Annotated in this window: 25 protein-coding genes; 16 read left to right on the forward strand and 9 right to left on the reverse strand. The window is 70.2% G+C overall.

Features of this window, described 5'->3' with window-relative positions; genetic code table 11:
• Positions 1 to 133: 133 nt before the first annotated feature.
• Complete coding sequence (locus QNI14_RS13425; RefSeq protein WP_283717134.1) at positions 134 to 592, forward strand: GNAT family N-acetyltransferase; 459 nt, start codon at positions 134 to 136, stop codon at positions 590 to 592.
• A 4-nt stretch (positions 593 to 596) separates the two neighbouring features.
• Here the strand turns inward: QNI14_RS13425 and QNI14_RS13430 are convergent, their stop codons facing one another.
• Genes QNI14_RS13430 through QNI14_RS13440 form a run of 3 tightly spaced genes read right to left on the reverse strand, consistent with a single transcriptional unit; the run spans position 597 to position 3,430 of the window.
• On the reverse strand, positions 597 to 2,828 hold the full coding sequence (locus QNI14_RS13430) for a heavy metal translocating P-type ATPase (protein ID WP_283717135.1): 2,232 nt from the start codon (positions 2,826 to 2,828) through the stop codon (positions 597 to 599).
• A 1-nt stretch (position 2,829) separates the two neighbouring features.
• Complete coding sequence (locus QNI14_RS13435) at positions 2,830 to 3,117, reverse strand: heavy-metal-associated domain-containing protein (RefSeq protein ID WP_283717136.1); 288 nt, start codon at positions 3,115 to 3,117, stop codon at positions 2,830 to 2,832.
• Positions 3,118 to 3,148: 31 nt separating this feature from the next.
• A complete protein-coding gene (locus tag QNI14_RS13440) occupies positions 3,149 to 3,430 on the reverse strand; it encodes a metal-sensitive transcriptional regulator (RefSeq protein WP_283717137.1) in 282 nt (93 codons plus the stop codon).
• 195 nt (positions 3,431 to 3,625) lie between these two features.
• Between QNI14_RS13440 and QNI14_RS13445 the strand changes: the two genes are divergently transcribed.
• Together QNI14_RS13445 and QNI14_RS13450 are read left to right on the forward strand one after the other, a co-directional pair.
• Complete coding sequence (locus QNI14_RS13445; RefSeq protein WP_283717138.1) at positions 3,626 to 3,928, forward strand: DUF1540 domain-containing protein; 303 nt, start codon at positions 3,626 to 3,628, stop codon at positions 3,926 to 3,928.
• A gap of 114 nt (positions 3,929 to 4,042) precedes the next feature.
• Positions 4,043 to 5,209: a MalY/PatB family protein gene (locus QNI14_RS13450; protein ID WP_283717139.1), complete on the forward strand. Its 1,167-nt coding sequence runs from the start codon at positions 4,043 to 4,045 to the stop codon at positions 5,207 to 5,209.
• A 21-nt stretch (positions 5,210 to 5,230) separates the two neighbouring features.
• Here QNI14_RS13450 and QNI14_RS13455 read toward each other — a convergent pair whose 3' ends face one another.
• On the reverse strand, positions 5,231 to 5,929 hold the full coding sequence (locus QNI14_RS13455) for a response regulator (RefSeq protein ID WP_283717140.1): 699 nt from the start codon (positions 5,927 to 5,929) through the stop codon (positions 5,231 to 5,233).
• Complete coding sequence (locus QNI14_RS13460) at positions 5,926 to 7,173, reverse strand: sensor histidine kinase (protein ID WP_283717141.1); 1,248 nt, start codon at positions 7,171 to 7,173, stop codon at positions 5,926 to 5,928. The genes QNI14_RS13455 and QNI14_RS13460 overlap by 4 nt, the downstream gene beginning before the upstream one ends.
• A gap of 188 nt (positions 7,174 to 7,361) precedes the next feature.
• Here QNI14_RS13460 and QNI14_RS13465 point away from each other — a divergent pair, with 188 nt between their 5' ends.
• From QNI14_RS13465 to QNI14_RS13475, 3 genes are read left to right on the forward strand one after another with little or no spacing between them, the layout of a single operon-like run.
• Positions 7,362 to 8,366 carry a Bug family tripartite tricarboxylate transporter substrate binding protein gene (locus QNI14_RS13465; RefSeq protein ID WP_283717142.1) on the forward strand — a complete coding sequence of 335 codons (1,005 nt, stop codon included), beginning with the start codon at positions 7,362 to 7,364 and terminating at the stop codon, positions 8,364 to 8,366.
• Positions 8,363 to 9,013, forward strand: a complete 651-nt coding sequence (locus tag QNI14_RS13470) for a tripartite tricarboxylate transporter TctB family protein (protein WP_283717143.1) — start codon at positions 8,363 to 8,365, stop codon at positions 9,011 to 9,013. The genes QNI14_RS13465 and QNI14_RS13470 overlap by 4 nt, the downstream gene beginning before the upstream one ends.
• Positions 9,001 to 10,509 carry a tripartite tricarboxylate transporter permease gene (locus QNI14_RS13475; protein WP_283717144.1) on the forward strand — a complete coding sequence of 503 codons (1,509 nt, stop codon included), beginning with the start codon at positions 9,001 to 9,003 and terminating at the stop codon, positions 10,507 to 10,509. The genes QNI14_RS13470 and QNI14_RS13475 overlap by 13 nt, the downstream gene beginning before the upstream one ends.
• A gap of 20 nt (positions 10,510 to 10,529) precedes the next feature.
• On the opposite strand, the gene QNI14_RS13480 is transcribed toward QNI14_RS13475, so the two are convergent.
• From QNI14_RS13480 to QNI14_RS13490, 3 genes are all read right to left on the reverse strand, one after another.
• Positions 10,530 to 11,330 carry a hypothetical protein gene (locus QNI14_RS13480; RefSeq protein WP_283717145.1) on the reverse strand — a complete coding sequence of 267 codons (801 nt, stop codon included), beginning with the start codon at positions 11,328 to 11,330 and terminating at the stop codon, positions 10,530 to 10,532.
• Positions 11,331 to 11,364: 34 nt separating this feature from the next.
• A complete protein-coding gene (locus tag QNI14_RS13485) occupies positions 11,365 to 11,724 on the reverse strand; it encodes a hypothetical protein (RefSeq protein WP_283717146.1) in 360 nt (119 codons plus the stop codon).
• 123 nt (positions 11,725 to 11,847) lie between these two features.
• Entirely contained in the window at positions 11,848 to 12,591 is a 744-nt protein-coding gene (locus QNI14_RS13490) for a GntR family transcriptional regulator (RefSeq protein WP_283717147.1), read from the reverse strand.
• A gap of 74 nt (positions 12,592 to 12,665) precedes the next feature.
• Here QNI14_RS13490 and QNI14_RS13495 point away from each other — a divergent pair, with 74 nt between their 5' ends.
• Together QNI14_RS13495 and QNI14_RS13500 are read left to right on the forward strand one after the other, a co-directional pair.
• Entirely contained in the window at positions 12,666 to 13,205 is a 540-nt protein-coding gene (locus QNI14_RS13495; RefSeq protein WP_283717148.1) for a YaeQ family protein, read from the forward strand.
• 135 nt (positions 13,206 to 13,340) lie between these two features.
• Positions 13,341 to 14,465: a fatty acid desaturase family protein gene (locus QNI14_RS13500; protein WP_347177838.1), complete on the forward strand. Its 1,125-nt coding sequence runs from the start codon at positions 13,341 to 13,343 to the stop codon at positions 14,463 to 14,465.
• Positions 14,466 to 14,478: 13 nt separating this feature from the next.
• Here QNI14_RS13500 and QNI14_RS13505 read toward each other — a convergent pair whose 3' ends face one another.
• Positions 14,479 to 15,054 (reverse strand): nitroreductase family protein, encoded by a 576-nt coding sequence (locus QNI14_RS13505; RefSeq protein WP_283717150.1) that lies wholly within the window; start codon positions 15,052 to 15,054, stop codon positions 14,479 to 14,481.
• Between the two features lie 81 nt (positions 15,055 to 15,135).
• Between QNI14_RS13505 and QNI14_RS13510 the strand changes: the two genes are divergently transcribed.
• The 8 genes from QNI14_RS13510 to QNI14_RS13545 all read left to right on the forward strand — a co-directional run bounded on the left by QNI14_RS13510 (position 15,136) and on the right by QNI14_RS13545 (position 23,759).
• Positions 15,136 to 15,642 carry a gluconokinase gene (locus QNI14_RS13510; protein WP_283717151.1) on the forward strand — a complete coding sequence of 169 codons (507 nt, stop codon included), beginning with the start codon at positions 15,136 to 15,138 and terminating at the stop codon, positions 15,640 to 15,642.
• Positions 15,639 to 16,694, forward strand: coding sequence for a LacI family DNA-binding transcriptional regulator (locus tag QNI14_RS13515; protein WP_283717152.1), 1,056 nt, complete (start codon positions 15,639 to 15,641; stop codon positions 16,692 to 16,694). Before QNI14_RS13510 ends, QNI14_RS13515 begins: the two co-directional genes overlap by 4 nt.
• A gap of 40 nt (positions 16,695 to 16,734) precedes the next feature.
• Positions 16,735 to 18,204 carry an NADP-dependent phosphogluconate dehydrogenase gene (gene gndA, locus QNI14_RS13520; RefSeq protein WP_430539287.1) on the forward strand — a complete coding sequence of 490 codons (1,470 nt, stop codon included), beginning with the start codon at positions 16,735 to 16,737 and terminating at the stop codon, positions 18,202 to 18,204.
• Positions 18,205 to 18,363: 159 nt separating this feature from the next.
• Positions 18,364 to 19,923 carry a carboxyl transferase domain-containing protein gene (locus tag QNI14_RS13525; RefSeq protein WP_283717154.1) on the forward strand — a complete coding sequence of 520 codons (1,560 nt, stop codon included), beginning with the start codon at positions 18,364 to 18,366 and terminating at the stop codon, positions 19,921 to 19,923.
• Positions 19,924 to 19,929: 6 nt separating this feature from the next.
• A complete protein-coding gene (locus QNI14_RS13530; protein WP_283717155.1) occupies positions 19,930 to 21,903 on the forward strand; it encodes an ATP-binding protein in 1,974 nt (657 codons plus the stop codon).
• The gene (locus QNI14_RS13535) at positions 21,900 to 22,382 is read left to right on the forward strand and encodes a MaoC family dehydratase (protein ID WP_283717156.1); all 483 of its coding nucleotides are present in this window, start codon (positions 21,900 to 21,902) and stop codon (positions 22,380 to 22,382) included. The genes QNI14_RS13530 and QNI14_RS13535 overlap by 4 nt, the downstream gene beginning before the upstream one ends.
• On the forward strand, positions 22,382 to 23,182 hold the full coding sequence (locus tag QNI14_RS13540) for an HpcH/HpaI aldolase/citrate lyase family protein (protein WP_283717157.1): 801 nt from the start codon (positions 22,382 to 22,384) through the stop codon (positions 23,180 to 23,182). Before QNI14_RS13535 ends, QNI14_RS13540 begins: the two co-directional genes overlap by 1 nt.
• Positions 23,183 to 23,234: 52 nt before the next feature.
• Complete coding sequence (locus tag QNI14_RS13545) at positions 23,235 to 23,759, forward strand: TetR/AcrR family transcriptional regulator (protein ID WP_430539291.1); 525 nt, start codon at positions 23,235 to 23,237, stop codon at positions 23,757 to 23,759.
• The last annotated feature ends 23 nt before the right edge of the window (positions 23,760 to 23,782 follow it).

Below are 23,782 nucleotides of genomic sequence, written 5' to 3' on the forward strand. Positions count from 1 at the left end.
CCTGTGGGAGAGTAGGACACCGCCGGACTTCTTTCAGGAAATGGCCACCCAACGCAGGGTGGCCATTTCCAGTTAACGCGACGATTCTCCACGTCGGGTTGCGTGACATTCCTATCCCGGAGCTGGAGGAACGATGACCGAGACATCTCGAGACGTCATGTTCCACCAGGCCGCGGTCGCGGACATCGCTCCGGCCGACCTGTACCGGATCCTCTGGCTCCGCGTACAGGTCTTCGTCGTCGAGCAGGCGGCTGCCTACGAGGAGCTGGACGGTCGCGACATCGAGACCGGTGCCGTGTTGCTCTGGTGCACCGACGGCGACGACGTGCTGGCCACGCTGCGTCTCCTCGACGACGGTGACGCGTGGCGCATCGGTCGGGTGGCCACTGCGGCATCCGCTCGGGGACGAGGGCTCGCCGCGCAGTTGATGGATGCCGCCATCGCGACGGCGGCCGCGAAGGACGCGGGACGCCCGTTCGTCCTCGACGCGCAACTGCACCTCGCCGACTGGTACGGCCGATTCGGATTCGTCGTCGATGGCCCGGAGTTCGTCGAGGACAACATTCCGCACGTCCCGATGCGACGAGGCTGACGCTTCAGTCGGTCGGGAGCGCCTTGAAGCCGCGCAGTCGCAGGCTGTTGGTGACCACGAAGATCGAAGAGAGCGCCATCGCGGCTGCGGCGACTACCGGGTTGAGCAGGCCTGCCATCGCGACGGGGATCGCTGCGACGTTGTAGGCGAAGGCCCAGAAGAGGTTCGCCTTGATGATGCCGAGCGTGCGGCGGGCGAGGCGAACGGCGTCCGCGACGACGAGGAGATCTCCGGAGACCACCGTGATGTCGCTCGCCGCGATCGCGGCATCCGTTCCACCGCCCATCGCGAGGCCGAGGTCGGCAGCGGCGAGTGCGGCTGCGTCGTTGACGCCGTCGCCGACGACGGCGACCACACGTCCCTCGCCGCGAAGGCGCTGGACGAGCGCGAGCTTGTCGGCCGGCGTGACCTCGGCGTGCACGGTCGTGATGCCGACCTCGTTCGCGACGCGCTCTGCGGTGCGTGCATTGTCACCGGTGAGGAGCATCGGCTCGAGTCCCAGTTCGCGGAACCGCGCCACGGCGCGGGCGCTCGTCGGCTTGACCGTGTCGGCGACACCGATCGCGCCGAGGTAGACGCCGTCACGCGCGACCGCGATGACCGTGGCGGATGCCTCGAGTTCTGCGACGCGAGTGCGGTCGTCCTCGGGAACCGCGATGCTCCACTGGTCCCGTACCCAGCTGAGACGTCCAGCGACGACGGCGGAACCCCCGACGACGCCCTCGACGCCGTAACCCGCGTGTGCCCGGAACGACTCGACCGTCGCGACCGATGGCGCGGCTTCGACGACCGCGCGTGCGACCGGGTGCTCCGAGGCGGCTTCGACTGCCGCCGCGGCGCGCAGGAGGTCGTCCGCGTCGACGCCCGAGCCAGGCAGGACGGCCGTGACGGCCATCGTTCCGGTCGTGACGGTGCCGGTCTTGTCGAGGACGATCGTGTCGACGCGTCGGGTCTGCTCGAGCACCTGCGGGCCGCGGATGAGGATGCCGAGCTGCGAACCGCGCCCGGTGCCCACGAGCAGCGCCGTCGGCGTCGCAAGGCCGAGCGCGCAGGGGCACGCGATGATGAGGGTCGCGACGGCGGCGGTGAACGCGATCTCGATGCCATTCCCCGAGAGCATCCAGCCCACGAACGCGGCCACCGCGAGGGCGATGACGATCGGGACGAAGACGGCGGACACGCGGTCGGCGAGTCGTTGCACCTGCGCCTTCCCGGTCTGCGCCTCTTCCATGAGGCGGCCCATCCGGGCGAGTTCGGTGTCCGCGCCGACGCGGGTCAGTTCGACGATGAGTCGGCCACTCGCGTTGACCGTGGCCCCGACGACGCGCGAGCCCACCGTCACTTCGACGGGCGAGGACTCACCCGTCAGCATGCTTTCGTCGACCGCCGAGGCGCCATCGAGGACGATGCCGTCCGACGGGATCTTCTCTCCGGGGCGGACGACGACCGTGTCGCCGACGGCGAGCGAGTCGACGGGCACCGAGCGCTCGACGCCGTCGACGAGCGTGGTCGCCGAGGTTGCGCCCATCTCCAACAGGGCACGCAGCGCTTCGGCCGACGAACGCTTGGCACGCGCCTCGGCGTAGCGTCCCGCGAGCAGGAAGACGGTGACCAGCGCGGCGACCTCGAGGTAGACCTCGTGCGCGCCGGCTTCGGGTGTGCCGAACAGCTGGAAGGTCATGGTCATACCGGGCATGCCGGCCCCGCCGAAGAAGAGCGCGTACAGCGACCATCCGAACGCGGCGATGACGCCGAGGCTGATGAGCGTGTCCATCGTCGCGGCGCCGTGCCGTGCGTTGATGGCCGCCGCGCGGTGGAACGGCCATGCGCCCCATACCGCGATCGGTGCGGTCAGGGTGAGTGCGAGCCACTGCCAGTACTCGAACTGCAGGGCCGGGATCATCGACAGCACCGCGACCGGCAGTGCGAGTGCCGCGCTGACGAGCAGGCGGCGACGGATGCCGGCGACGTCGTCCTCCATCGCCATGTGGTCGTGCGCGCCGTGCTCGGTGTGCGTCACGCGCGGCGCCGGCACCGAGGCCTTGTAGCCCGCGGCCTCGACGGCGGCGATCAGGTCGGCGGGGTCGACGTCGGAGCCCTGCACGCGCGCCTTCTCGGTGGCGTAGTTCACCGTGGCCGCCACACCGGGCAGCTTGTTCAGCTTGCGTTCGATCCGGGTGGCGCACGAGGCGCACGTCATCCCGGTGATCTCGAGCTCGACGTCGGTGGTGCGCATGTCAGGCGTTCGCCACCTGGTATCCGGCCTCGGCGACGGCGGCTTCGACGGCCGACTGGTCGAGGGGGGCGGCGCTGTGGACGGTGACACGCGACGTGCCGCCGGGGGTCAGGTCGATCGCGACGGATGCCACGCCGTCCAGAGCGGACAGCTCTTCGCGCACGCTCGAGGCGCAGTGGCCGCAGGTCATGCCGGTCACAAGGACCTCTTGCGAGACGGCACCCTCGGGGGCGGTGGTCGGCTGGGGTGCGGCATCCGGACGGCGGCCGAACGGGATGTGCTGGGTCATGACGATGCTCCTCATATCAGTGGGTGTGTGCTCAAGAACGGACGAGACGGGCGATCGCGTCGTTCGCCTCGCGGATCTTCTCGGCGGCGACGGGGCCGCCCTGCGCGCTCGCTTCAGCGACGCAGTGGCTGAGATGGTCGCCGAGCAGCGAGAGCGCGACGGTCTCGAGTGCCTTCGTCGCCGCGGAGACCTGGGTCAGGATGTCGATGCAGTACTTGTCCTCGTCGACCATGCGCGCGATGCCGCGCACCTGACCCTCGATGCGACGCAGCCGCTTCTGCAGGTCGTCTTTGTGTCCGTCGTATCCGTGCATATCTCGATGATACCCCCTGGGGGTATGCAACGGGCCGGGCCGCGCGGTATTCCCGCGCAGCCCGATCGCGCTCAGGTGAGGCTATCCTTCCTCGGAAAAGGCCACTGATCTGGCAGAAAGTTCGCGACTTAGGCTGTCCAACCTGTGGGGGTCGGTGTTTACAGTCAAGATACGACCACTCCAAGGAGGCCCCCCATGAGCATGACGCTCGACGATCTGCCCCGTGTCACCGAGTGCTCGGCACTCGGCTGCTCCTACAACGACCACTCGCACTGCCATGCCGCAGCCGTCACCATCGGTGGTGCCGTCGGCGATGCCGAGTGCGCGACGTTCATCCCGCTCGGCACGAAGGGCGGGCTCGACAAGATCGTGAGCCACGTCGGCGCATGCAAGCGCGCCGAGTGCGTCTTCAATGAGTCCCTCGAGTGCACCGCCGCAGCCGTGCGGATCGGCCCCGGCGCCGAATCCGCGGACTGCCTCACCTACGAGGCCGCCTGACCCGAACACCACGAAGGCCGTCGAGCATCGCGCTCGGCGGCCTTCGTCGTGTCGGCCTTCGTCATGCCCTGGCCGCGTAGGCTCGCGACGGATGCCACGAGAGGAAGCGCGACCATGACGCACATCGACTTCGACGCGATCACCGAAGCAGACCTGCGCGCGGGCGGCAGCATGAAGTGGTCGATGTTCCCCGACACCATCGGGGCGTTCGTCGCCGAGATGGATTTCGGACTCGCGTCCGCCGTGAGCGGCGCGATCAAGGACGCGGTCGACCAGGGAGTCACCGGGTACCTCCCGACGGCGCTCGTGACCGAGCTGTCGGCGGCAACGGCCTCCTGGTACGCCCGTCAGTACGGCTGGGATGTTCCCGCCGAGCGGGTGCAGCACGTCCCCGATGTGATCGCCGCTTTCGAGCTCGCGATCGAGAAGTTCACCGCTCCGGGGAGCGCGGTCATCGTGCCGACGCCGGCGTACATGCCGTTCCTCCTGGTCCCGCCGATGCTCGGGCGCGAAGTCATCGAAGTGCCGAGCATCGAGATCGACGGGCGCATGACGATGGACCTCGAAGCCGTCGGTCGCGCGTTCGACGACGGCGCCGGGATGGTCGTGCTCTGCAACCCCCACAATCCGCTCGGCACCGTGTCGACCCGCGACGAGCTCGTCGCCCTGTCGGAGGTCGTTGCCGCGAAGGGCGGCCGGGTGTTCTCGGACGAGATCCACGCGCCGATCGTCTACGGGCCCGCGCGCCACGTGCCGTACGCCTCGGTGAACGAGGCCGCCGCGTCGCACACCATCACCGCGGCATCCGCGTCGAAAGCCTGGAACCTCGCCGGTCTCAAGTGTGCGCAGGTGATCCTCTCGAACGACGCGGATGCCGCGGTGTGGGAGTCGTTCGGTTTCTGGGCGGGCCACGGCACGGCCACCCTCGGCGTCATCGCGAACACCGCCGCGTACACCGCCGGCGGCCAGTGGCTGGACTCCGTCGTCGACTACCTGGACGGCAACCGTCGGACGCTCGCCGACCTCGTCGCAACGCACCTGCCGCGCGCGAGGATGACCCTGCCGGAGGGCAGCTACATCGCACTGATCGACTTCCGCGAGTACGGGCTCGACGGTGACCTCGCGGCATGGTTCCGGGAGCACGCCGGTGTCGCCATGACCGACGGCGCCGCGTGCGGTGAGGCCGGCATCGGGCACACGCGGTTCGTGTTCGCGATGCCGCGGCACCTGATCATCACCGCGATCGAGCGGATGGGGGCAGCGCTCGCCGCGCTGAACTGATTCCTCAGCCGGCGAGGCTCCTCAGCCGACAGCGCGACGGTACAACACGACTGGGCGCCCGCGTGCGCCGAAGCGGTGCGAGACCGTCGCATCGCCGGTGCGGGCGAGGTGGTCGAGGTATCGCCGCACGGTCGGCAGCGATGCGCCGCAGCGGGCCGCGATGTCGGTCGCGCTCTGCGCGGTCGTCGGGTCGAGGCTGCCGGCGACGAGCGCCAGCGTCGACTCGGACAGCCCCTTCGGGAGCGGCAGCGGATCGTGTCGTGGCCCCGCGGTGTCGCGACCGCGACTGAGCGCGTCGATCTCGCCCTGTGCGAGTGAGACGTGCGACTCCGCGGCCCGCTCGCTCCGCGTGCCGCGGTACTCCTCGAGACGCGCGCGCAGCGCCGCCTCGGTGAACGGCTTCACGAGGTACCCCACGATGTGCGCCGAGAGCGCCTGCCGCACGGTCGTGGCATCCCGAGCGGAACTCACCACGAGCACGTCGACATCCCAGTCCCGGACGATGCGCAGCCGGTGGAGGACCTCGATGCCGCTGAAGTCCGGCAGCTGCATGTCCAGCAGGACGAAATCGACATCGTCGTGCAGTGCGAGGGCAGTCGCGGCCGCACCGGACCGCGCGGTACCCACGACCTCGAAGCCCGGTGCGGCGGCGACGTACCCCGAATGGAGCCGGACGGCGGCCGGGTCGTCGTCGACGATGAGGGTGCGGATGCCGCTCATCGTCGGGCCGCCCAGCTCTCAGCAGGCATCTCGACGCTGAAGAGCGCACCGCCGTCGGTGGAGGTGCCGACCTCGATCGTGCCGCCGCGTGCACCGACGGCTCGGCGTACGAGGTCGAGGCCGATGCCGCGGCCGTCGCCCTTCTCGGAGTACCCGCGGTCGAAGACGCGGACGGCCTGGTCGGGGCTGAGCCCGGGGCCGTCGTCGCCGACGTCGATCGCCACGTGCGTCGCATCGGCGTGGATCGCGACGTGCACGCGTCGGGTCGCCGCGTCGACGGCATTCCGGACGAGGTTGGAGAGGACGAGCACGTCGGCTTCGGTGAGCGCATCTTCGGCGGCGGCGCTCGTGGGGGCGACGACCAGCGCGCCGCCGCGGGCGTCGAGCGCGGACGCGGCCGAATCGAGCACGGCGCGCGCCCCGACGTGGGCGATGGTCGGCGGGGTGTCGCTCGCGTGCGTCACCGGCGCGAGAGTCTCGATGTAGTCGAGCGCGGCCACCTGGTCACCGGCATCCACGAGTCCGCGAACGACGTGCAGTCGCGTGTGGAACTCGTGCGCCTGATCGCGGAGGGCCTGCGTCACGACGCGCTCCGCCTCCGCCTCGCGGTTCGCGGCCTCGAGGCGCGTGACACGTCGGCGGATCAGGCCGGTGAGTGCGGCGCTCACGCCGCACGCCGCGATGACCGACGCGATGACCCAGGGGAGCAGCCCCCACATGCCGGCCTCGGTGTCGCCGGCGATGCGGTCTTCGAGAATGCCGACCGACACCGCCCCGATGACGACGTCACCATCTCGCACCGGCACTTTCGCCCGGAGCGTCGGGCCGAGCGTGCCGTCCTCGGTGCCGAGATACTCCTCGCCGGCGAGCACCCCGGTCGGGTCGGTCGACACCCGTTCGCCGCGCGCATCGGGATCGGGATGCGTGACGCGGATGCCGCTCGTGTCCATGACCACGACGTAGTCGACGCCGGACGCCCGCTGCACGATGTCGGCGAGCGGCTGCAGCCGTGCGGTCGCCGCCTCCCGATCCTCGGCCAGTGCGTTCCGCACCTCGTCGAGGGCGGCGAGGCTCTCGGCGACGTCGGTCACGCGGACGATCGTCGCCTCGCGGATGCCGCGCTGCTGCACGCCGATCGCGACCACGGTCGCCACCGTGACGACGGCGAGGATGACGACGCACTGCAGCGCGAGCAGCAGGAGCACGCGCCCGCCGAGGCTGGGCGCCGAGCGGGTGGCATCCATCGGCGCTCCTTTCGTGACGCTCCTCCATGACGCTGCATTCACGGCGAGGCCGTCGTCGTGATCAACAAAGAGCGAAAGTGCGGCTGCGACGTCTTCGTGCGCCGGCGCCCTGTCATTCTACTGAGCGCGTCTGCGGCGCTGCCGACGGGAACCTCCCGCGACCCCGCACGTACAGGGAGGTGCTCAGGATGAGCCGTTCGGAAACTCGTCGACCCGGTCGCCGGGTCGCGGGAACCATCGTCGGTATCGTCGCCGTCGGACTGTTCGCGGTCGCCGCGGTGAACGCGGCGTCGTCCGGCAGCGGGGCGAGCCCTCGCACCAACCTCAGCATCATCGCGCCCGCGGCACCCGGCGGCGGGTGGGACGGCTTCGGTCGTGAGGCCCAGCGTGTCATGCGCGACGACGACATCGCCGGCGGCATCCAGGTCAAGAACATCCCGGGCGCCTCCGGCACCATCGGTCTCGGAGCGCTCGCCGAGATGGGCGACCGCCACGACGTGATGATGGTGACCGGCGGCGTGATGGTCGGCGGCATCCTCATCAACAGTTCCGCCGTCGATCTCGAGGACGTGACGCCGATCGCGCGACTGGCCGATGACTTCAACGTGCTCGTCGTGCCCGGCGACTCCCCGTACGACACCCTCGAGGAGTTCGCCGACGCGCTCGCCGCCGACCCGGGTGGCACCGCGATCGCCGGTGGTTCGCTCGGCGGCATCGATCACCTGCTCGCCGGCATGCTCGCGCAGGAGGTCGACATCGACCCGAGCACCGTCAACTACCTGGCATACCCGGGCGGCGGCGAGGTGGTCACGTCGATGTTGTCGCACACCGCCGAGGCCGGACTCTCGGGGTACAACGAGTTCCGCGACCAGATCGAGTCGGGAAACCTCAAGGCGCTCGCCGTCAGCGCGCCCGAGCCGATCGACGGCATCGACGTACCGACGTTCGTCGAGCAGGGGTACGACGTCGCCATGTCGAACTGGCGCGGGTTCGTCGCGCCGCCGGACATCTCGGACGAGGTGCGCAACGAGCTCACCGCGATGGTGACCGAGATGCACGACTCGAGCGGGTGGACCGACGCGCTCGAACGCAACGACTGGGTCGACAGCTTCATGGTCGGCGACGAGTTCGCCGCATTCATCCGCGAAGAGACCGAGCGCACCGAAGCGATCGTGAAGGAGCTGGGACTGTGAGCCTCATCGACAACGCCGACGACACGGCGGCGATCCGTGTCCAGCGGATGCCGCGATGGACGACCGGCCGCAGCGAACTCATCGTCGCCGCGGGCGTGATCGGCCTCGCCGTCGCGCTGACCATCGGCATCGTCACGATGGAGATCCCGGAGGGCACCGCGCCTCCCGGCCCGCAGTTCTTCCCGATCATCGTCGCGGTCTTCCTCTACGCCGTCGGTACGGCGCTTGCGATCACCGTCATCGTCTCGCCGGCACGTGCGCACGTCGTCGGCGACCCGACCGAGCTCTCGACGCAGATGCTCGGCGATCTCGGCGCGCTGGACCGCACCTCGGAGATCCGCGTCGTCGCGCCCGAGGCGATCGCGGTGAAGACGGTGTCGACGAGGCCCGGCGTCGATTGGCGCACCGTCGGGATCACGGTGGCCGCGATCGCGGTGTTCATCGTCATCCTCCCGATCGTCGGGTGGCTGCTGTCGGCCGCGGCACTGTTCTGGGTCCTCTCGTGGAACTTCGGGAGCAAGCGGCCGCTGCTCGACATCGGCACCGCCGTCATCATCTCGTCCCTCATCCAGCTCGCATTCGGTGCCGGCCTCGGGCTCATCCTGCCCGCCGGCATCCTGGAAGGAGCACTGTCGTGGATCAGCTGACCCTCCTGCTCGAGGGGTTCGCCGTCGCGTTCACCCCGCAGAACCTCCTCTTCCTCGTCATCGGCGCGATCCTCGGCACCGCCGTCGGCGTGCTCCCCGGCCTCGGGTCGGCCATGGCCGTGGCGCTGCTGCTGCCAGTGACGTTCAGCCTCGACCCGACCGGCGCGTTCATCATGTTCGCGAGCATCTACTTCGGCGGGCTGTTCGGCGACTCGACCACCGGCATCCTGCTGAACACCCCCGGCAACTCCTCGGCGATCGCGACGACGTTCGAGGGCCATCGCATGGCGAAGGACGGCCGGGCGGCGAAGGCCCTCGGTACCGCGGCCATCGGTGCGTTCATCGGCGGCATGATCGCCTGCTCGCTCGTCGTGTTCTTCGCGCCCTACATTGTGGAGCTCGCGAAACTGTTCGGCCCGGCGGAGTACTTCGCGCTCGCCGTGTTCGCGTTCGTCGCGATCTCGGCCGTCGTCGCCGATTCGGTCGTCCGCGGCCTCGTCGCTCTCGGGATCGGCTTCGCGCTCGCCCTCGTCGGTATCGACGGGATGAGCGGTGCGGAGCGGTTCACGTTCGGCAGCCCCGTACTCTTCGACGGCATCTCGATCGTCGTCATCACCGTGGGGCTCCTCGCGATCGGCGAGGTGCTGCACGTGGCATCCCACATCCGCTCCGGTGGGCGGGAGTCGTTCCTCGCACCGCACGGGACACCGTTCCTCTCGAAGTCCGAGTGGCGACAGGTGCTCCCGGCATATCTGCGCGGCACGGCGTTCGGTGTGCCGTTCGGGGCGATCCCGGTCGGCGGGTCGGAAGTGCCGACCTTCCTCGCCTACGGCACCGAGAAGCGCCTCGCCGCGCGTCGCCGTGACGCCGAGTTCGGCACGGTCGGATCGATCCGCGGTGTCGCGGCGCCCGAGGCCGCCGGCAACGCCACGGCGGGCTCGGCGATGGGGGCGCTGCTCGGCCTCGGACTGCCGACGTCGGCGACCGCGGCGATGATGATCGCGGCATTCCAGCAGTACGGCATGCAGCCGGGGCCGCTGCTGTTCGAGCGCAGCGGCGACCTGGTGTGGCCGCTGCTGGCGAGCCTCTTCCTCGGGCTCGTGATCCTGCTGATCATCAACCTGCCGTTCGCGGCGATCTGGGCGAAACTGCTGCTCATCCCGCGGCACTACCTCTACGCGACGATCACCGTGCTCGCCGTCCTCGGCGTCTACGCACTCGGCTCGCGTACCGCCGACCTCTGGATGGCGCTCGGCATCGGCGTCGTCGGGTTCGCGATGCGGTACTACTCGATCCCCCTCGCGCCCGTGCTCATCGCGGCGATCCTCGGTCCGATGGCGGAGACCCAGCTGCGCCGTGCGCTCGCCGTCTCGGAGGGCGACGTCGGCACGCTGGTCGCGTCACCGCTGACGATCACGCTGTATCTGCTGCTCGCGGTCGTCGTGGTGTTCAGCCTCGTGCAGCACCTCCGCGGCCGGTCGCGAGCGCACCGCTGACCGGTCGTGCGCGTCGGCCGTCAGGCGACGGTCGGCGCGGGGTCTGCGGCGAACACCTCGACCTCGCCGCCGTGGTGGACGAACTGGAGCGATGAGCCGACCGCGAAGCGTTCCCGGAGCGCGGCGGGCGCCTGATCGGTGACGACCATCGACGCGGCGGCCGGGAACGCGCCGGCCGAGCAGCTCTGCGTGAGCGGGCCGAAGATCTGGCCGGAATCGTCGTCGGAGGACGGTTGTCTCGGTGCGTTCACATCGCGCTCCGGAACGACCGCGATGCAGAGCGACTCGGCCTCGCCGCCCGGGTACTCGTAAGTGAAGGTGAATGCGGTCACGCCAGCGAAGGACTCGTGCACCGTCGCGTCGATATCGCCCCCAAAGTACTGCGACGTGACGGTCGAGTCGGGGTCGACAGCGAGGCTCGCGACGCGGGTCACGCCGGCATCGGCGTATCCGGTCGCGGGCCACGCGAACTGGGCGGATGCCGCGGCCGTGACGGCGACGGCGACGGTGGCGACGGCGGCCAGCGAACCCGCCCACGTCGCTGCCCAGAGTCGCTTCCTCGCGGGCATGGGCTGCGCGGCGGTGCTCGTCGGCGTCACGGCGATGGTCGACGCGGTGGTGGTCGTCGGGGTGGCCGGTGCCGGGAGCGGCGGAGCCGGACGGGGCGCCACTGTGGGCGCCGGAGGTCGACGCGCTGCCCGCGCGTTCGCCTCGAGTGCCTCGAGTCGTGCCCGCGCGGCCGGGTCGCCGTCGATGTCCGCGTCGGGGCCGTACGCCCGCGCTCGCAACGCGGTCAGTTCGTTCGCGCCGTCGTCGTCCACCTCTGCATCGTGGCACACGGTCGGTGCGGGGCGGTCAGACGTGAAGGATGTCGGGGTCGGCGGCATCCACCATCGCCTGCGACTTGGTCTGCAGGAACGTGCACAGTGCGGAGACCATCGCGAGCTCCGCGGAAAGCTCGAGGGCGCGACCCGCGCTCATCTTGATGTCGTACTCGCGCGCCTCGAAGGTGATGCCCCAGTGCACGGACCCGAGCGGTTCCGGCTGGATGTAGGTGAGCGTGAGCGCATCGAGCAGGTTCATGGCGATGAGGCCGGTGTCGGCACCGTCGGTCCCGTCCTGGGGGACCACCTTCACTCGCGAGCTGATCGAGTAGCCGAGGTCGGCGAACTCGTCGAGCCAGCTCTCCAGCATCTCTTTGCTGTGGAACGGCATCTCGCGATCACCCCGTCTCGGTCGTCGGGGGCACGCGCCCCCGACGACCATTATGTGGCCGGGTGGTCGAGATGCCCTCGTCCGACCGGAAATCTTGAGGTTCAAGTCGCGCCGTGCCTACGCTCATCGGGTCGCTGAGACGGTCACCTCGAGCGGGGTGACGTCGGTGAGGACCCACGTCTCTGTGTAGTCGAAGCGCAGATCCGCGGCATCCCACGAGAGCGATCGCACCCGGAGCACGGGCTGGTCCGGTCCGATCTGCAGGTGCGCGGCGGTCGCCTCGGGGGCGCGGAGCGCGCGCATGATCCGGTGGGCGCCGCTCGTGATGTACCCCGCGCCGCGGAGGGCGGCGTTCACCGAGCCGGTGCCGTCGAGCACTTCGGGCGTCGCGATCGAGGTGGCCACCGCGCTGGGGAACCAGCTCGTGCTGAACATCGCGACGCGGCCGTCGAGCGAGCGGACGCGCTCGATCGCGAAGACCTCTCCACCCTCCGCGATGCGCAGCGCTTCGGCAGCGTGCTGCGGCGGGACCACCGAGGAGGCGTCGACGACCGTCGTGACGATGCCGGTGCGGCCGTGGCGGATCTGTGACTCGAGGAAGCCCTCCTCGACGGTCCACCCGGTCGGTTCATCGGGGGAGGAGGCGAAGACGCCACGTCGGGCGACGCGGCGTGCGAAGCCTTCGCTCTCGAGCTTCGAAAGCGTCTGGCGGACCGTCGCGCGCGACAGGCCGAACTCGCGGCACAGCTCGAGCTCGCTGGGAAGGCGCTCCTCGGGCGAGATCTCGCCGCTGAGGATGCGGTCGCGCAAGATGCCGAACAACTGCTCGTAGTAGGGGACGGGCGAGACCCGTTCGATCGTCTGCACTTCGTTCAGCCTCCTTTGCGGCGCAATGGTATCGCCCGGCCGATTCGGTCCCGCCCGCGCCGTAAGCTCGAGGGATGGCGATCGGCGCGGTGATGCACACCTTCACGGTGCAGCTCGCCGACGTCGACCGCGGCGTCTACGACGAGCTCTCGCTGCGGATCGCGCAGCATCCGTCCGAGACCTCCGCCTACCTCCTCACGCGCGTGCTCGCGTACGCGCTCGAATACGAGGAGGGCATCGCCTTCAGCGAGGGCATCTCGGCGACCGACGAACCCGCCGTCGTGGTGCGCGACCTCACCGGGCGCATGACCGCCTGGATCGAAGTTGGGGCACCGGATGCCGCGCGCCTGCACACCGGCAGCAAGCTCGCCGGCCGCGTCGCCGTCTACACGCACCGCGACCCCGCGCGGCTCGCGCCGACGTGGGTGGGGAAGACGATCCACCGCGCCGCGGAGATCCCGCTCTACAGCTTCGACCGGGGCTTCGTAGAGGCGGCATCCGCCGTCATCGAGCGCCGGAACAGTGTCACGATCTCGGTGACCGAGCGCCAGCTCTACCTCGAGGTGAACGGCCACACGTTCAGCTCGGCGATCACCGAACAGCCCGTCGCCTGACCGCCGGCTGGCAAGGTCATCTGCATCGTCCACGCATACCGTCGTGGCCATGCGAAGCGGCGTAACGTGGCGCACAGTTGACGGCACCCGCCTTTGGCTTTCCGATCCGCCGGGCGTCGTCGTCTCCGGGTCCCGATCCGGAGCAGGTGCCTCATCGCTTCCACCGCACTCGAGTCAAGGCTCGGCCCCGTCCGACAGACCTACGCCGGGACCACCGAGTTCCCGCCGATGGCACGCGCCTATTCCGAGGTCTCGAGTGTCGTGAAGGAGACCGGGCTCCTCCGTCGGACGCCCTGGTTCTACACTCTGGTGGGGCTCGTCCTGTTGCTCGGGTTCGGCGGCGCGGTAGCTGGGTTCATCCTCCTGGGGGACAGCTGGTTCCAGCTCTTGATCGCCGCTGCGCTCGGAGTGATCTTCACGCAGGTCGCCTTCCTCGGGCACGAGGCCGCGCACCGGCAGATCCTCTCGTCGGGGCCGGGGAACGACCGGCTCGCGCGGGCCCTGGCGAGCGGCGTCGTCGGCATCAGTTACGCCTGGTGGACCGGGAAGCACACGCGTCACCACGCGAACCCGAACCGGGTCGGCAAGGACCCGGACATCGAGATCGACACCATTTCATTCCTCAACGCGGATGCCGCATCGGCACGCGGCCTCCGACGATGGATCACGAAGCGCCAGGGGTGGGCGTTCTTCCCGCTCCTCACCTTGGAAGGCATCAACCTGCACTACCTCGGAATCAAGCACCTGATGACGGAGAAGGACGTCAAGGCGCGGTGGCTCGAGCTCAGCCTCATCCTGGTCCGACTCGCCGCAATCGCGGTGCCGGTGTTCCTCGTCCTTCCGCTCGGGATGGCGTTCGCCTTCGTCGGGGTGCAGCTCGCCGTGTTCGGCGTCTACATGGGCGCCGCGTTCGCGCCGAACCACAAGGGCATGCCGATCATCGCGCCCGACGCGAAGCTCGACTTCTTCAGCAAGCAGGTCCGCACGTCTCGCAACATCCGCGGCGGCTGGTGGGCGACGTGGCTGATGGGCGGGCTGAACTACCAGGTCGAGCACCACCTCTTCCCGAACATGCCCCGCCCGCACCTGTCGCGTGCGCGGGACATCGTGCGCGAGCAGTGCCGCACGCTCGGCGTGCCATACACCGAGACGAGCCTCGCGCGGTCGTACGCGATCGTGGTCGAGTACCTCAATCGCGTCGGCCTCGCCGCACGCGACCCGTTCGACTGCCCGGTCGTCGCGACCTACCGCCGAGGCTGAGCCCGGGCGGCCGTCAGGCCGGGAGCCCGCCGAGGAACGGCGTCGGGTCGAGGACCGGGCGCGGCGACTCCTCGATGCGCGCGCGGAGGTCGGCGTCGATGCTGCCCACGTAGAGCCATCCCATGAGCAGCTCGTGGTCTGCGAGGCCGTGCAGCGCGCGCACCTCGGGTGCATTCACCTGCAGCCCGGTGCGCCACATGACGCCCCAGCCGGCGCGCCAGAGCGCGAGCTCGAGCAAGTGGCCGGCACCGGCCGCCGTTGCGTGCTGCTCCCACACAGGTGCGCCGGGGTGCTCACGCGGGCTCGCCACGACGGCGATGAGGAGGTCGGCGCGGAACGGCTTCGGGTTCACTTCGCCGGGCTCGCGGTGCGTGCCGGCCGCGGCGTCGAGCGCTTCGCCGAGTCGGGCACGATCGTCGCCGCGGAGGGTGAGGAGTCGCCACGGCCGCAGCGCCTTGTGATCGGCGACCGGGGTGACCGCGGCGAGCAGGTCGCGGAGTTCATCGTCGGTGGGGGCACCGGGTCCGACCTTGGCGAGGGAGCGGCGGGTCGCCATGGCATCCAGCACGGGATCGGTGAAACGCGGCATCCCGCCATTCTGACACCGCGCGGCAATCGGTTGACCGTAGGGTGAGACTGACTCCTCTCAACCTCCTCGACGGGACCGTGCATGACTGGTGACCCCACGCGCCCACCACGGGTCGTCGTCATGGGCGTCTCCGCTTCGGGGAAGTCGTCGGTGGGCCGTGCGCTCGCCGACCGCCTCGGGGTGGCGTTTGCAGATGCCGACGACCTGCACCCTGCCGCGAACATCGAGAAGATGTCGGCCGGCATTCCGCTGAACGACGACGACCGGTGGCCGTGGCTCGACCTCACGGTGGCGCGCCTCGGGTCGGAGCCCGGCGGGATGGTGATCGCCTGCTCGGCGCTGCGACGCGCATATCGCGACCGCATCGTGGCGTCGGCGCCGGACGTAGTCTTCGTGCATCTCACGGGCTCGGTCGAGCTGCTCGCGCAACGTGCGAAAGAGCGACTCGACCATTTCATGCCCGCGGCGTTGCTGACGTCCCAGCTCGAGACGCTCGAGGACCTCGAAGACGACGAGCCGGGCTTCGCCCTGGACTTCTCACGTCCCGTGGCAGAGTTGGTCGAGGAGGCGGCAGGAAGGATCCCATGAGCGAGGGGGCGGTGACTCCGGCGCCGGCATCGGATCGCGCCGACGAGATCCGTGCCCGGATCCGCGCCCGTGGCGGCGCGGCGACGATCTACGACATCGCCGAACTGGCAGGCGTCAATCCGTCGACCGTGTCACGTGCCCTCGGCAAACCCGGCCGCATCAGCGTGGCGACCGCGGAACGGGTGCAGGCTGCGGCATCCGAGCTGGATTTCCGCATCAATCCCGCCGCCCGCGCCCTCCAGACCGGCAAGACGGGGATGCTCGGGCTCGTCGTCGCTGACATCACGAACCCCGTCGTCTTCGACGTGGTCCGTGGCGCCGAGCACGAAGCTGCGGACGCCGGGTACACCCTCGTCATCGCGGAGTCGCAGGAGTCGGGTGAGAACGAGTCCGAGGTGATCGAGCGGTTGCTGCCCAGCGTCGACGCCCTCGTGCTTGCCACGACCCGTCTCGCGCCGGAGCGGCTCCTCGACATCGCCGGCCGCAAGCCCGTCGTGCTGATCAACGAGGCGGTCGACGAGGTGCCGAGCGTCGTCGCCGACGTCGAGACCGGCGTGAACGAGGTCATCGACCATCTGGTCGCGCTCGGGCACACCTCGCTCGTCTACCTCGCCGGGCCATCCACGTCGTGGATCAGTCGTCGCCGGTGGGAGGCGATCTTCGCCGCTGCCGAGCGCGCCGACGTCGCGATCGTCGAAGCGGGTCCGAATGTGCCGACCATCGACGGTGGCCGTGATGCGGCGAGGCGCGTGCTCGCCTTGCGCGCAACCGCGGTCATCGCCTACAACGACCTCATGGCGATCGGTCTCATGCAGGCGCTCGCCGCCGAGGGCATCGCGGTGCCCTCGCAGCTGAGCATCACCGGCTTCGACGACATCTTCGGCAGCGATCTGATCGTCCCGGCGCTCACGACGGTGCGGACCGACCTCGAGGCCGCCGGCCGTCGGGCGGTCGCCATGACGTTGCAGGATCAGTCGCAGCCCCAGACGCCCGTCGCCCCACTGCTCACCGGTCTGATCGTCCGCGGTTCGACCGGCCCTGCTCCGCGCTGAGCGCGGCGCCTGTTTCCGCCGCCTCTCGCGGCACCCCTGAATGAAGCTCGAGGAGTCGTGCGTGTCCGCTGAAGCGAATATCGGTGTTGTTGGTCTTGCGGTGATGGGGTCGAACCTGGCCCGGAATCTCGCGTCTCGTGAGGGGAACACGGTTGCCGTGTTCAACCGGTCGCGTTCGAAGACCGATGAGCTCGTCGCTGCGCATCCGGAGGCGGAGTTCGTTCCCGCGTTCTCCTACGAGGAGTTCGCGGCGTCGCTGACGGTCCCGCGGACGGCGATCATCATGGTCAAGGCCGGGAAGCCCACCGACGCGGTCATCGAGTCCCTCATGGCCGTGTTCGAGTCGGGTGACATCATCATCGATGGTGGCAACGCGTTGTTCACCGACACGATCCGCCGTGAGAACGCCGTCTCGGATGCGGGCTTCAACTTCGTCGGGATGGGTGTCTCGGGCGGTGAGGAAGGCGCCCTGCTGGGTCCGTCGCTGATGCCGGGTGGGCCGGATGCCGCGTGGGTCACGCTCGGCCCGATCCTGAAGGGCATCGCCGCGGTCGCCGAAGGCGAACCCTGCGTCACGCACGTCGGCCACGACGGTGCCGGTCACTTCGTGAAGATGGTCCACAACGGCATCGAGTACGCCGACATGCAGCTCATCGCCGAGGCCTACGACCTGATCCGCCGCGGCACCGGCAAGTCGCCGGCTGAGATCGCGGACATCTTCGCGGAATGGAACCGCGGCGAACTCGAGTCGTACCTGATCGAGATCACCGCGGAGGTGCTCCGCCAGGTCGACGCGACGACGGGCAAGCCGCTCGTCGACGTGATCGTGGATGAGGCCGGGGCGAAGGGTACGGGGGCGTGGACGGTGCAGACCGCCCTCGACCTCGGCGTCCCCGTCTCCGGGATCGCAGAAGCCACCTTCGCCCGCTCCCTCTCCAGCCACCGGGAACAGCGCGACGTTTCCGGGTCCCTTCCCGGCCCGTCCCCGGAAGCGTTCACGGTTGCGGACGCGGACGCGTTCATCGAACAGGTCCGTCTCGCTCTGTACGCGTCGAAGATCGTCGCGTACTCGCAGGGGTTCGATGAGATCCGTGCCGGTGCCGCGCAGTACGGGTGGAACATCGACCTCGGCGCCGTGTCGAAGATCTGGCGCGGCGGGTGCATCATCCGCGCCCAGTTCCTCAACCGCATCGCCGACGCCTACGACGCCGACGCAGAACTCCCCGTCCTGCTGACCGCGCCGTACTTCGTCGAAGCCCTCGGCCGCGCACAGGACGCGTGGCGCGAGGTCGTCCGCATCAGCGCGGCATCCGGGATCCCGGCCCCCGCGTTCTCGTCGTCGCTCGCGTACTACGACGGGCTCCGCGCCGACCGGCTGCCCGCCGCCCTCATCCAAGGCCAGCGCGACTTCTTCGGTGCGCACACCTACCGCCGCACCGACAAGCCCGGCACCTTCCACACGCTGTGGTCGGCGGATCGCACCGAGATCGAAGCAGAAGACACCCACTGACCGCGCGCATCACCGCCGACCTCGAAGAGCTCGACGCGATTCTGACGCGCTGACGGCGGGCCCTACCGGCGCCGCGGGCGCAATGTTATCGTGCTTTCAGTTATCGACTGATAACCGGAACGAGCCACGAGCTCACGCACCACGGAGGTGCCGTCGACGATGACAGCCCCCACCTATACCGATCTGGTCGACGACCTGCACGAACGACGCCGGGTCGCCGCGCTCGGCGGCCCCGAACGCGCGCGCGAGCGTCACATCGCCCGCGGCAAGCTGCTCCCGCGGGACCGCATCGACGCGCTGCTCGACGTCGGCAGCCCGTTCCTCGAGGTCGGTGCGCTCGCGGGGACGGGGCTCTACGACGAGGACTGGCCTGCTGCCGGCGTCGTCGCGGGGATCGGTCTCGTCGAGGGGCGCCACGTGATGGTTGTCGCGAACGACGCGACCGTCAAGGGCGGCACGTACGCGCCGATCACCGTGAAGAAGCACCTGCGGGCGCAGGAGATCGCCGCCGAGAACCGGCTCCCGTGCGTGTACCTCGTCGATTCGGGCGGCGCGTTCCTGCCGATGCAGGACGAGGTGTTCCCCGACCGCGATCACTTCGGCCGCATCTTCTACAACCAGGCGCGGATGTCGCGGGACGGCATCCCGCAGATCGCCGCCGTGCTCGGGTCGTCGACCGCAGGCGGGGCGTACGTACCGGCGATGAGCGACGAGACCGTCATCGTCCGGAACCAGGGCACGATCTTCCTCGGCGGTCCACCGCTCGTGAAGGCAGCGACCGGGGAGGTCGTCTCGGCAGAGGACCTCGGCGGCGGCGAGGTTCACACCCGCGTCTCTGGGGTCGTCGACCACCTCGCCGAGTCCGACGAGCACGCGCTCGAGATCGTCCGGCGGATCGTCGCGACCCTGCCCCAGCCGACGCCGTTGCCCGAGCCGCCCGAACCCGTCCGTGCGCCCGACCACGACCCGACCACCCTCGCCGACGTCGTCCCGGTCGAGCTCACCACGCCCTACGACGCCCGTGACGTCATCGCGCGTGTCGTCGACGGCGGCTCGTTCGCCGAGTTCAAGCGCGAGTACGGCGACACCCTCATCACCGGGTTCGCGCGCCTCCACGGTCATCGGGTCGGCGTCATCGCGAACAACGGCGTGCTGTTCGGCGAGTCGGCACTCAAGGGCGCCCACTTCATCGAGCTCTGCGACCAGCGCGGCATCCCGCTCCTGTTCCTGCAGAACATCACCGGCTTCATGGTCGGTCGCGAGTACGAGGCGGGTGGCATCGCGAAGCACGGCGCGAAGATGGTGAACGCCGTCGCGTGCGCGCGGGTGCCGAAGCTCACCGTCGTCGTGGGCGGCTCGTTCGGCGCCGGCACCTACTCGATGTGCGGGCGCGCGTACTCGCCGCGGTTCTTGTGGCTCTGGCCGGGCGCACGCGTCTCGGTGATGGGCGGTCCGCAGGCGGCATCCGTCCTCTCGACCGTCCGCCGCGACCAGATCGAGTCGGGCGGCGGCGAGTGGTCTGCCGACGACGAGGCGGCGTTCCAGGCACCCATCCGCGACCAGTATGAGCGCCAGGGGAGCCCGTATTACTCGTCGGCGCGGCTCTGGGACGACGGCGTCCTCGACCCCGCCGAGACCCGGGACGTGCTGGGCCTCGCCCTCGACGTCTGCCTCCGTGCCCCCTTCGACGCGCCGGGCTACGGCGTCTTCCGGATGTGAGCTGGGATGTTCACGACAGTTCTCATCGCCAATCGTGGCGAGATCGCGTGCCGCATCATCGGCACGCTCCGATCGCTCGGCATCCGCTCGGTCGCCGTCTACAGCGACGCGGATGCCGGTGCCCGGCACGTCGCGCTCGCCGATACGGCCGTGCGACTCGGCCCCGCTCCCGCGGCGCAGAGTTACCTCGATATCGACGCCGTCATCGGCGCGGCACGGGCGACCGGCGCCGAGGCGATCCACCCCGGGTACGGGTTCCTGTCCGAGAACACCGCGTTCGCGGCCGCCTGCGAGGCGGCGGGCATCGTCTTCATCGGGCCGTCCGCCGCCGCGATCCGCACGATGGGCGACAAGATCACCGCGAAGCACGCCGTCGAGGCGCGCGGTGTGCCGACCGTACCGGGTGTCGCGCGTGGCGGGCTGACCGACGACGAGTTGATCGCCGCCGCGCCCGAGGTGGGGTATCCGCTGCTCATCAAGCCGTCTGCGGGCGGCGGCGGCAAAGGGATGCACGTGGTGACGGATGCCGCGGACCTGCCCGCCGCGCTGGCCGCGGCGCGCCGCGAGGCGGCGGCGAGCTTCGGCGATGACACGCTCTTCCTCGAGCGCTACCTGCAACGCCCGCGCCACATCGAGGTGCAGGTCCTCGCCGACGCGCACGGCGCCGTCGTGCACCTCGGGGAGCGGGAGTGCTCGCTGCAGCGTCGGCACCAGAAGGTGATCGAAGAGGCGCCCTCGCCGCTGCTCGACCCGGCGACGCGGGCTCGGATCGGCGAGGCGGCGTGCGAGACGGCGCGGAGCGTCGACTACCGGGGTGCCGGAACGGTGGAGTTCATCGTCGCGGCCGATCGGCCGGACGAGTTCTTCTTCATGGAGATGAACACGCGGCTGCAGGTCGAGCACCCGGTCACCGAAGAGGTCACCGGCGTCGATCTCGTCGCCGAGCAGCTGCGGATTGCGGCGGGCGAGCCGCTCGGATTCACCCAGGAGGACGTCGTCCTGCGGGGGCACAGCATCGAGGCGCGTGTGTACGCCGAAGATCCGGCCGCAGGGTTCCTCCCGACGGGCGGGCATGTCGTGCACGTGCGGCATCCGAGCGGCGACGGCATCCGCGTCGACTCGGCGCTCGCCGACGGGCTCCACGTGTCGGTCGACTACGACCCGATGCTCGCCAAGCTCATCGCGACCGCGCCGACGCGCGACGAGGCGCGGCGCCGGCTCGTCGCCGCGCTCGGCGACACCGCGGTGCTCGGCTTCGAGACGAACGTCGGCTTCCTGCGTGCACTGCTCGAGCTTCCTGCCGTCGCCCGAGGCGACCTCGACACCGGCCTCATCGCCCGCGAGCTCGACGACCTGGTCGCGGGTCGAGCCGACGAGCAGGTGTTCGCGCACGCCGCGTTGCTCCTCGATGCTGCAGTGCCTCGTGGATCCGACCCGTGGCACCGGCGCGACGGCTGGCGGCTCGGACCCGCCGCACCCCGCCGGTACGACCTCGAGGCCGGCGGCGAGCGGCGCCTCGTCGAGGTGCGCGGTGCCGGCGATGACCTGCGTGTGGACGACGAGGTCGCAGGCGTCGATGCGCAGGGCGATGGCCGGTTCGCGGTGCGCGTCGGCGCGGCGTCCGTCGTGCTGACGGCGGCCGTCGAGCCCGACCGCGTCTGGCTCGTCCGCGACGGGATCGCACACGAGGTGCGGCGGGTGCGCGTCGATCGCTCGTCGACCGGCGCCGCGGCCGCTGCGCCCGAACTGGTGTCGCCGATGCCCGGCATCGTCGTGCTCGTCCACGCCGCAGCGGGTGATGTCGTCGCACCCGGTGACCCGATCGCGGTCGTCGAGGCCATGAAGATGGAACACGTGGTGCGGGCCGAGGCCGCCGGCACCGTCTCGCTGCGAGTCGCCGTGGGCGACGCCGTCACCCGCGGACAAACGCTCGCGGTGATCGCCGCGGCATCCGCCACCGAAGAGGAGAAGCGCACATGACCGACCGCCGCATCGTGCAGCGGGGGCTGTACTTCGATGAGCTCGAGGAGGGTGCCGTGTACGTGCACAGCCCCGGGCGCACCGTCACCGAGGCCGACAACGTGCTGTTCACGACCCTCACCATGAACACGCAGGCGCTGCACCTGGATGCCGCGTGGTCGGCCGACACCGAGTTCGGCGAGCGACTCGTGAACAGCATGTTCACGCTCTCGACTCTGGTGGGGCTCTCGGTCGCGCAGCTCACGCAAGGCACGATCGTCGCGAACCTCGGGTTCGGGGAGGTCACGTTCCCGGCACCGGTGCGCCACGGTGACACCCTGTCGGCCGAGACCCTCGTCGCCTCGAAGCGGCCGTCGTCGTCCAGGCCCGGTCAGGGGATCGTCGAGTTCGCGCACACCATGCGCAATCAGGACGGTGTCGTCGTCGCGACCGCACGCCGATCCACGCTCATGCGGATGTCCCCGGAGGTGAACCTGTGATGCTCGGTCCTGCGCTGCTGTTCTGCCCGGCGGACCGCCCGGAGCGGTACGCGAAGGCGCTCGCCGCGGCGGACGCCGTGATCCTCGACCTGGAGGACGCGGTCGCGCCGGCCAACAAAGTGGCCGCGCGGGCACACCTCGCCGCAGCCGACGTCGATCCCGAGCGGGTCATCGTGCGGGTGAACCCGATCGGCACCGCCGACTTCGCCCTCGACCTCGACGCTCTCGTCCCCACGCCGTTCCGCCGTGTGATGGTCGCGAAGGCCGAGGGCCCGGCGAGCCTCGACGCGCTCGACGGGTACCGCGTGATCGCGCTGTGCGAGACGCCGCTCGGCGTCGAGCAGGCGGGCGCGCTTGCCCGGCATCCGTCGGTCGACGCGCTCATGTGGGGAGCCGAAGACCTCGTCGCGGGCATCGGCGGACGGTCCAGCCGGTCCGGCGACGGGCGCTACCGTGACGTCGCCCGGTACGCGCGGTCGCGGGTGCTCATCGCGGCCGCGGCGGCGGGGAAGGACGCGATCGACGCGGTGCACCTCGACATCGCCGACGTGGCCGGGCTCGCCGAGGAGGCGACGGATGCCGCGGCATCCGGGTTCGCCGCGACAGCGTGCATCCACCCGACCCAGGTCGCGGTGATCCGCGAGGCGTACGCGCCCGACCCCGCGGACGTCGCGTGGGCCGAGGCCGTGCTCGCCGAAGCTGCGTCGCAGCCCGGGGTGTTCCGGTTCCAGGGGCGGATGATCGATGAGCCGGTGCTCCGGCAGGCGCGGCGGACGCTCGACTGGGGGAGCGGTGGCTGACGAGCCGACCACGTGGCGCGCCACCCAGAAGGCGAACCGGCGTGCGGAGCTGATGACCGCGGCCGCACGGCTGTTCGCCGAGCGCGGCTTCGGCGCCGTGTCGACGGCCGATCTCGGTGAGGCCGTCGGCATGACGGGGCCGGCGCTGTACCGCCACTTCGCGAGCAAGGACGCGCTCCTGGCGGCGCTGCTCGTCGACGCCAGCGAGCGGCTGCTCGAGGGTGGTCGGGCGCTCGTGGGCGCGGCATCCGATCCGGCGGTCGCGCTCGAGGCGCTCATCGGCTTCCACGTCGACTTCGCGACGAGTGACGCAGACGTCATCCGTGTGCAGGACCGCGAGCTCGCGAACCTTCCGGGCGACGCCGGGCGACAGGTGCGCCGCCTGCAGCGCGCGTACGTCCAGGAGTGGGACGCGCTCCTCGCGGCGCTTCGACCGGAGCTCTCCGACGCGGAGCGGCAGGTGCGGCTGCTCGGCGTCTTCGGACTGTTGAACTCCACCCCGCATTCCGCGCCGCCCGGCGTCGCCGGGGTGGGCGACGTCCTCGGCGCGATGGCCAGGCGCGCGCTCCTCGGCTGAGCCCTTGCCGTTCACCCGGGAAT

Source organism: Microbacterium dauci (assembly GCF_030065535.1).
Classification (GTDB): domain Bacteria; phylum Actinomycetota; class Actinomycetes; order Actinomycetales; family Microbacteriaceae; genus Microbacterium; species Microbacterium dauci.

Bases quoted from the DNA above. Each gene is read 5' to 3' on its own strand.
- QNI14_RS13440 (WP_283717137.1), bottom strand. From the start codon at position 3,430: ATGCACGGATACGACGGACACAAAGACGACCTGCAGAAGCGGCTGCGT.
- QNI14_RS13505 (WP_283717150.1), bottom strand. From the start codon at position 15,054: ATGCCGCGTTTCACCGATCCCGTGCTGGATGCCATGGCGACCCGCCGC.
- QNI14_RS13535 (WP_283717156.1), top strand. From the start codon at position 21,900: ATGACCGACCGCCGCATCGTGCAGCGGGGGCTGTACTTCGATGAGCTC.
- QNI14_RS13530 (WP_283717155.1), top strand. From the start codon at position 19,930: ATGTTCACGACAGTTCTCATCGCCAATCGTGGCGAGATCGCGTGCCGC.
- QNI14_RS13510 (WP_283717151.1), top strand. From the start codon at position 15,136: ATGACTGGTGACCCCACGCGCCCACCACGGGTCGTCGTCATGGGCGTC.
- QNI14_RS13465 (WP_283717142.1), top strand. From the start codon at position 7,362: ATGAGCCGTTCGGAAACTCGTCGACCCGGTCGCCGGGTCGCGGGAACC.
- QNI14_RS13485 (WP_283717146.1), bottom strand. From the start codon at position 11,724: ATGCCGTTCCACAGCAAAGAGATGCTGGAGAGCTGGCTCGACGAGTTC.
- QNI14_RS13460 (WP_283717141.1), bottom strand. From the start codon at position 7,173: ATGGATGCCACCCGCTCGGCGCCCAGCCTCGGCGGGCGCGTGCTCCTG.
- QNI14_RS13525 (WP_283717154.1), top strand. From the start codon at position 18,364: ATGACAGCCCCCACCTATACCGATCTGGTCGACGACCTGCACGAACGA.
- QNI14_RS13540 (WP_283717157.1), top strand. From the start codon at position 22,382: ATGCTCGGTCCTGCGCTGCTGTTCTGCCCGGCGGACCGCCCGGAGCGG.
- QNI14_RS13430 (WP_283717135.1), bottom strand. From the start codon at position 2,828: ATGCGCACCACCGACGTCGAGCTCGAGATCACCGGGATGACGTGCGCC.
- gndA (WP_430539287.1), top strand. From the start codon at position 16,735: ATGAAGCTCGAGGAGTCGTGCGTGTCCGCTGAAGCGAATATCGGTGTT.
- QNI14_RS13445 (WP_283717138.1), top strand. From the start codon at position 3,626: ATGAGCATGACGCTCGACGATCTGCCCCGTGTCACCGAGTGCTCGGCA.
- QNI14_RS13435 (WP_283717136.1), bottom strand. From the start codon at position 3,117: ATGACCCAGCACATCCCGTTCGGCCGCCGTCCGGATGCCGCACCCCAG.
- QNI14_RS13515 (WP_283717152.1), top strand. From the start codon at position 15,639: ATGAGCGAGGGGGCGGTGACTCCGGCGCCGGCATCGGATCGCGCCGAC.
- QNI14_RS13425 (WP_283717134.1), top strand. From the start codon at position 134: ATGACCGAGACATCTCGAGACGTCATGTTCCACCAGGCCGCGGTCGCG.
- QNI14_RS13450 (WP_283717139.1), top strand. From the start codon at position 4,043: ATGACGCACATCGACTTCGACGCGATCACCGAAGCAGACCTGCGCGCG.
- QNI14_RS13455 (WP_283717140.1), bottom strand. From the start codon at position 5,929: ATGAGCGGCATCCGCACCCTCATCGTCGACGACGACCCGGCCGCCGTC.
- QNI14_RS13545 (WP_430539291.1), top strand. From the start codon at position 23,235: ATGACCGCGGCCGCACGGCTGTTCGCCGAGCGCGGCTTCGGCGCCGTG.
- QNI14_RS13495 (WP_283717148.1), top strand. From the start codon at position 12,666: ATGGCGATCGGCGCGGTGATGCACACCTTCACGGTGCAGCTCGCCGAC.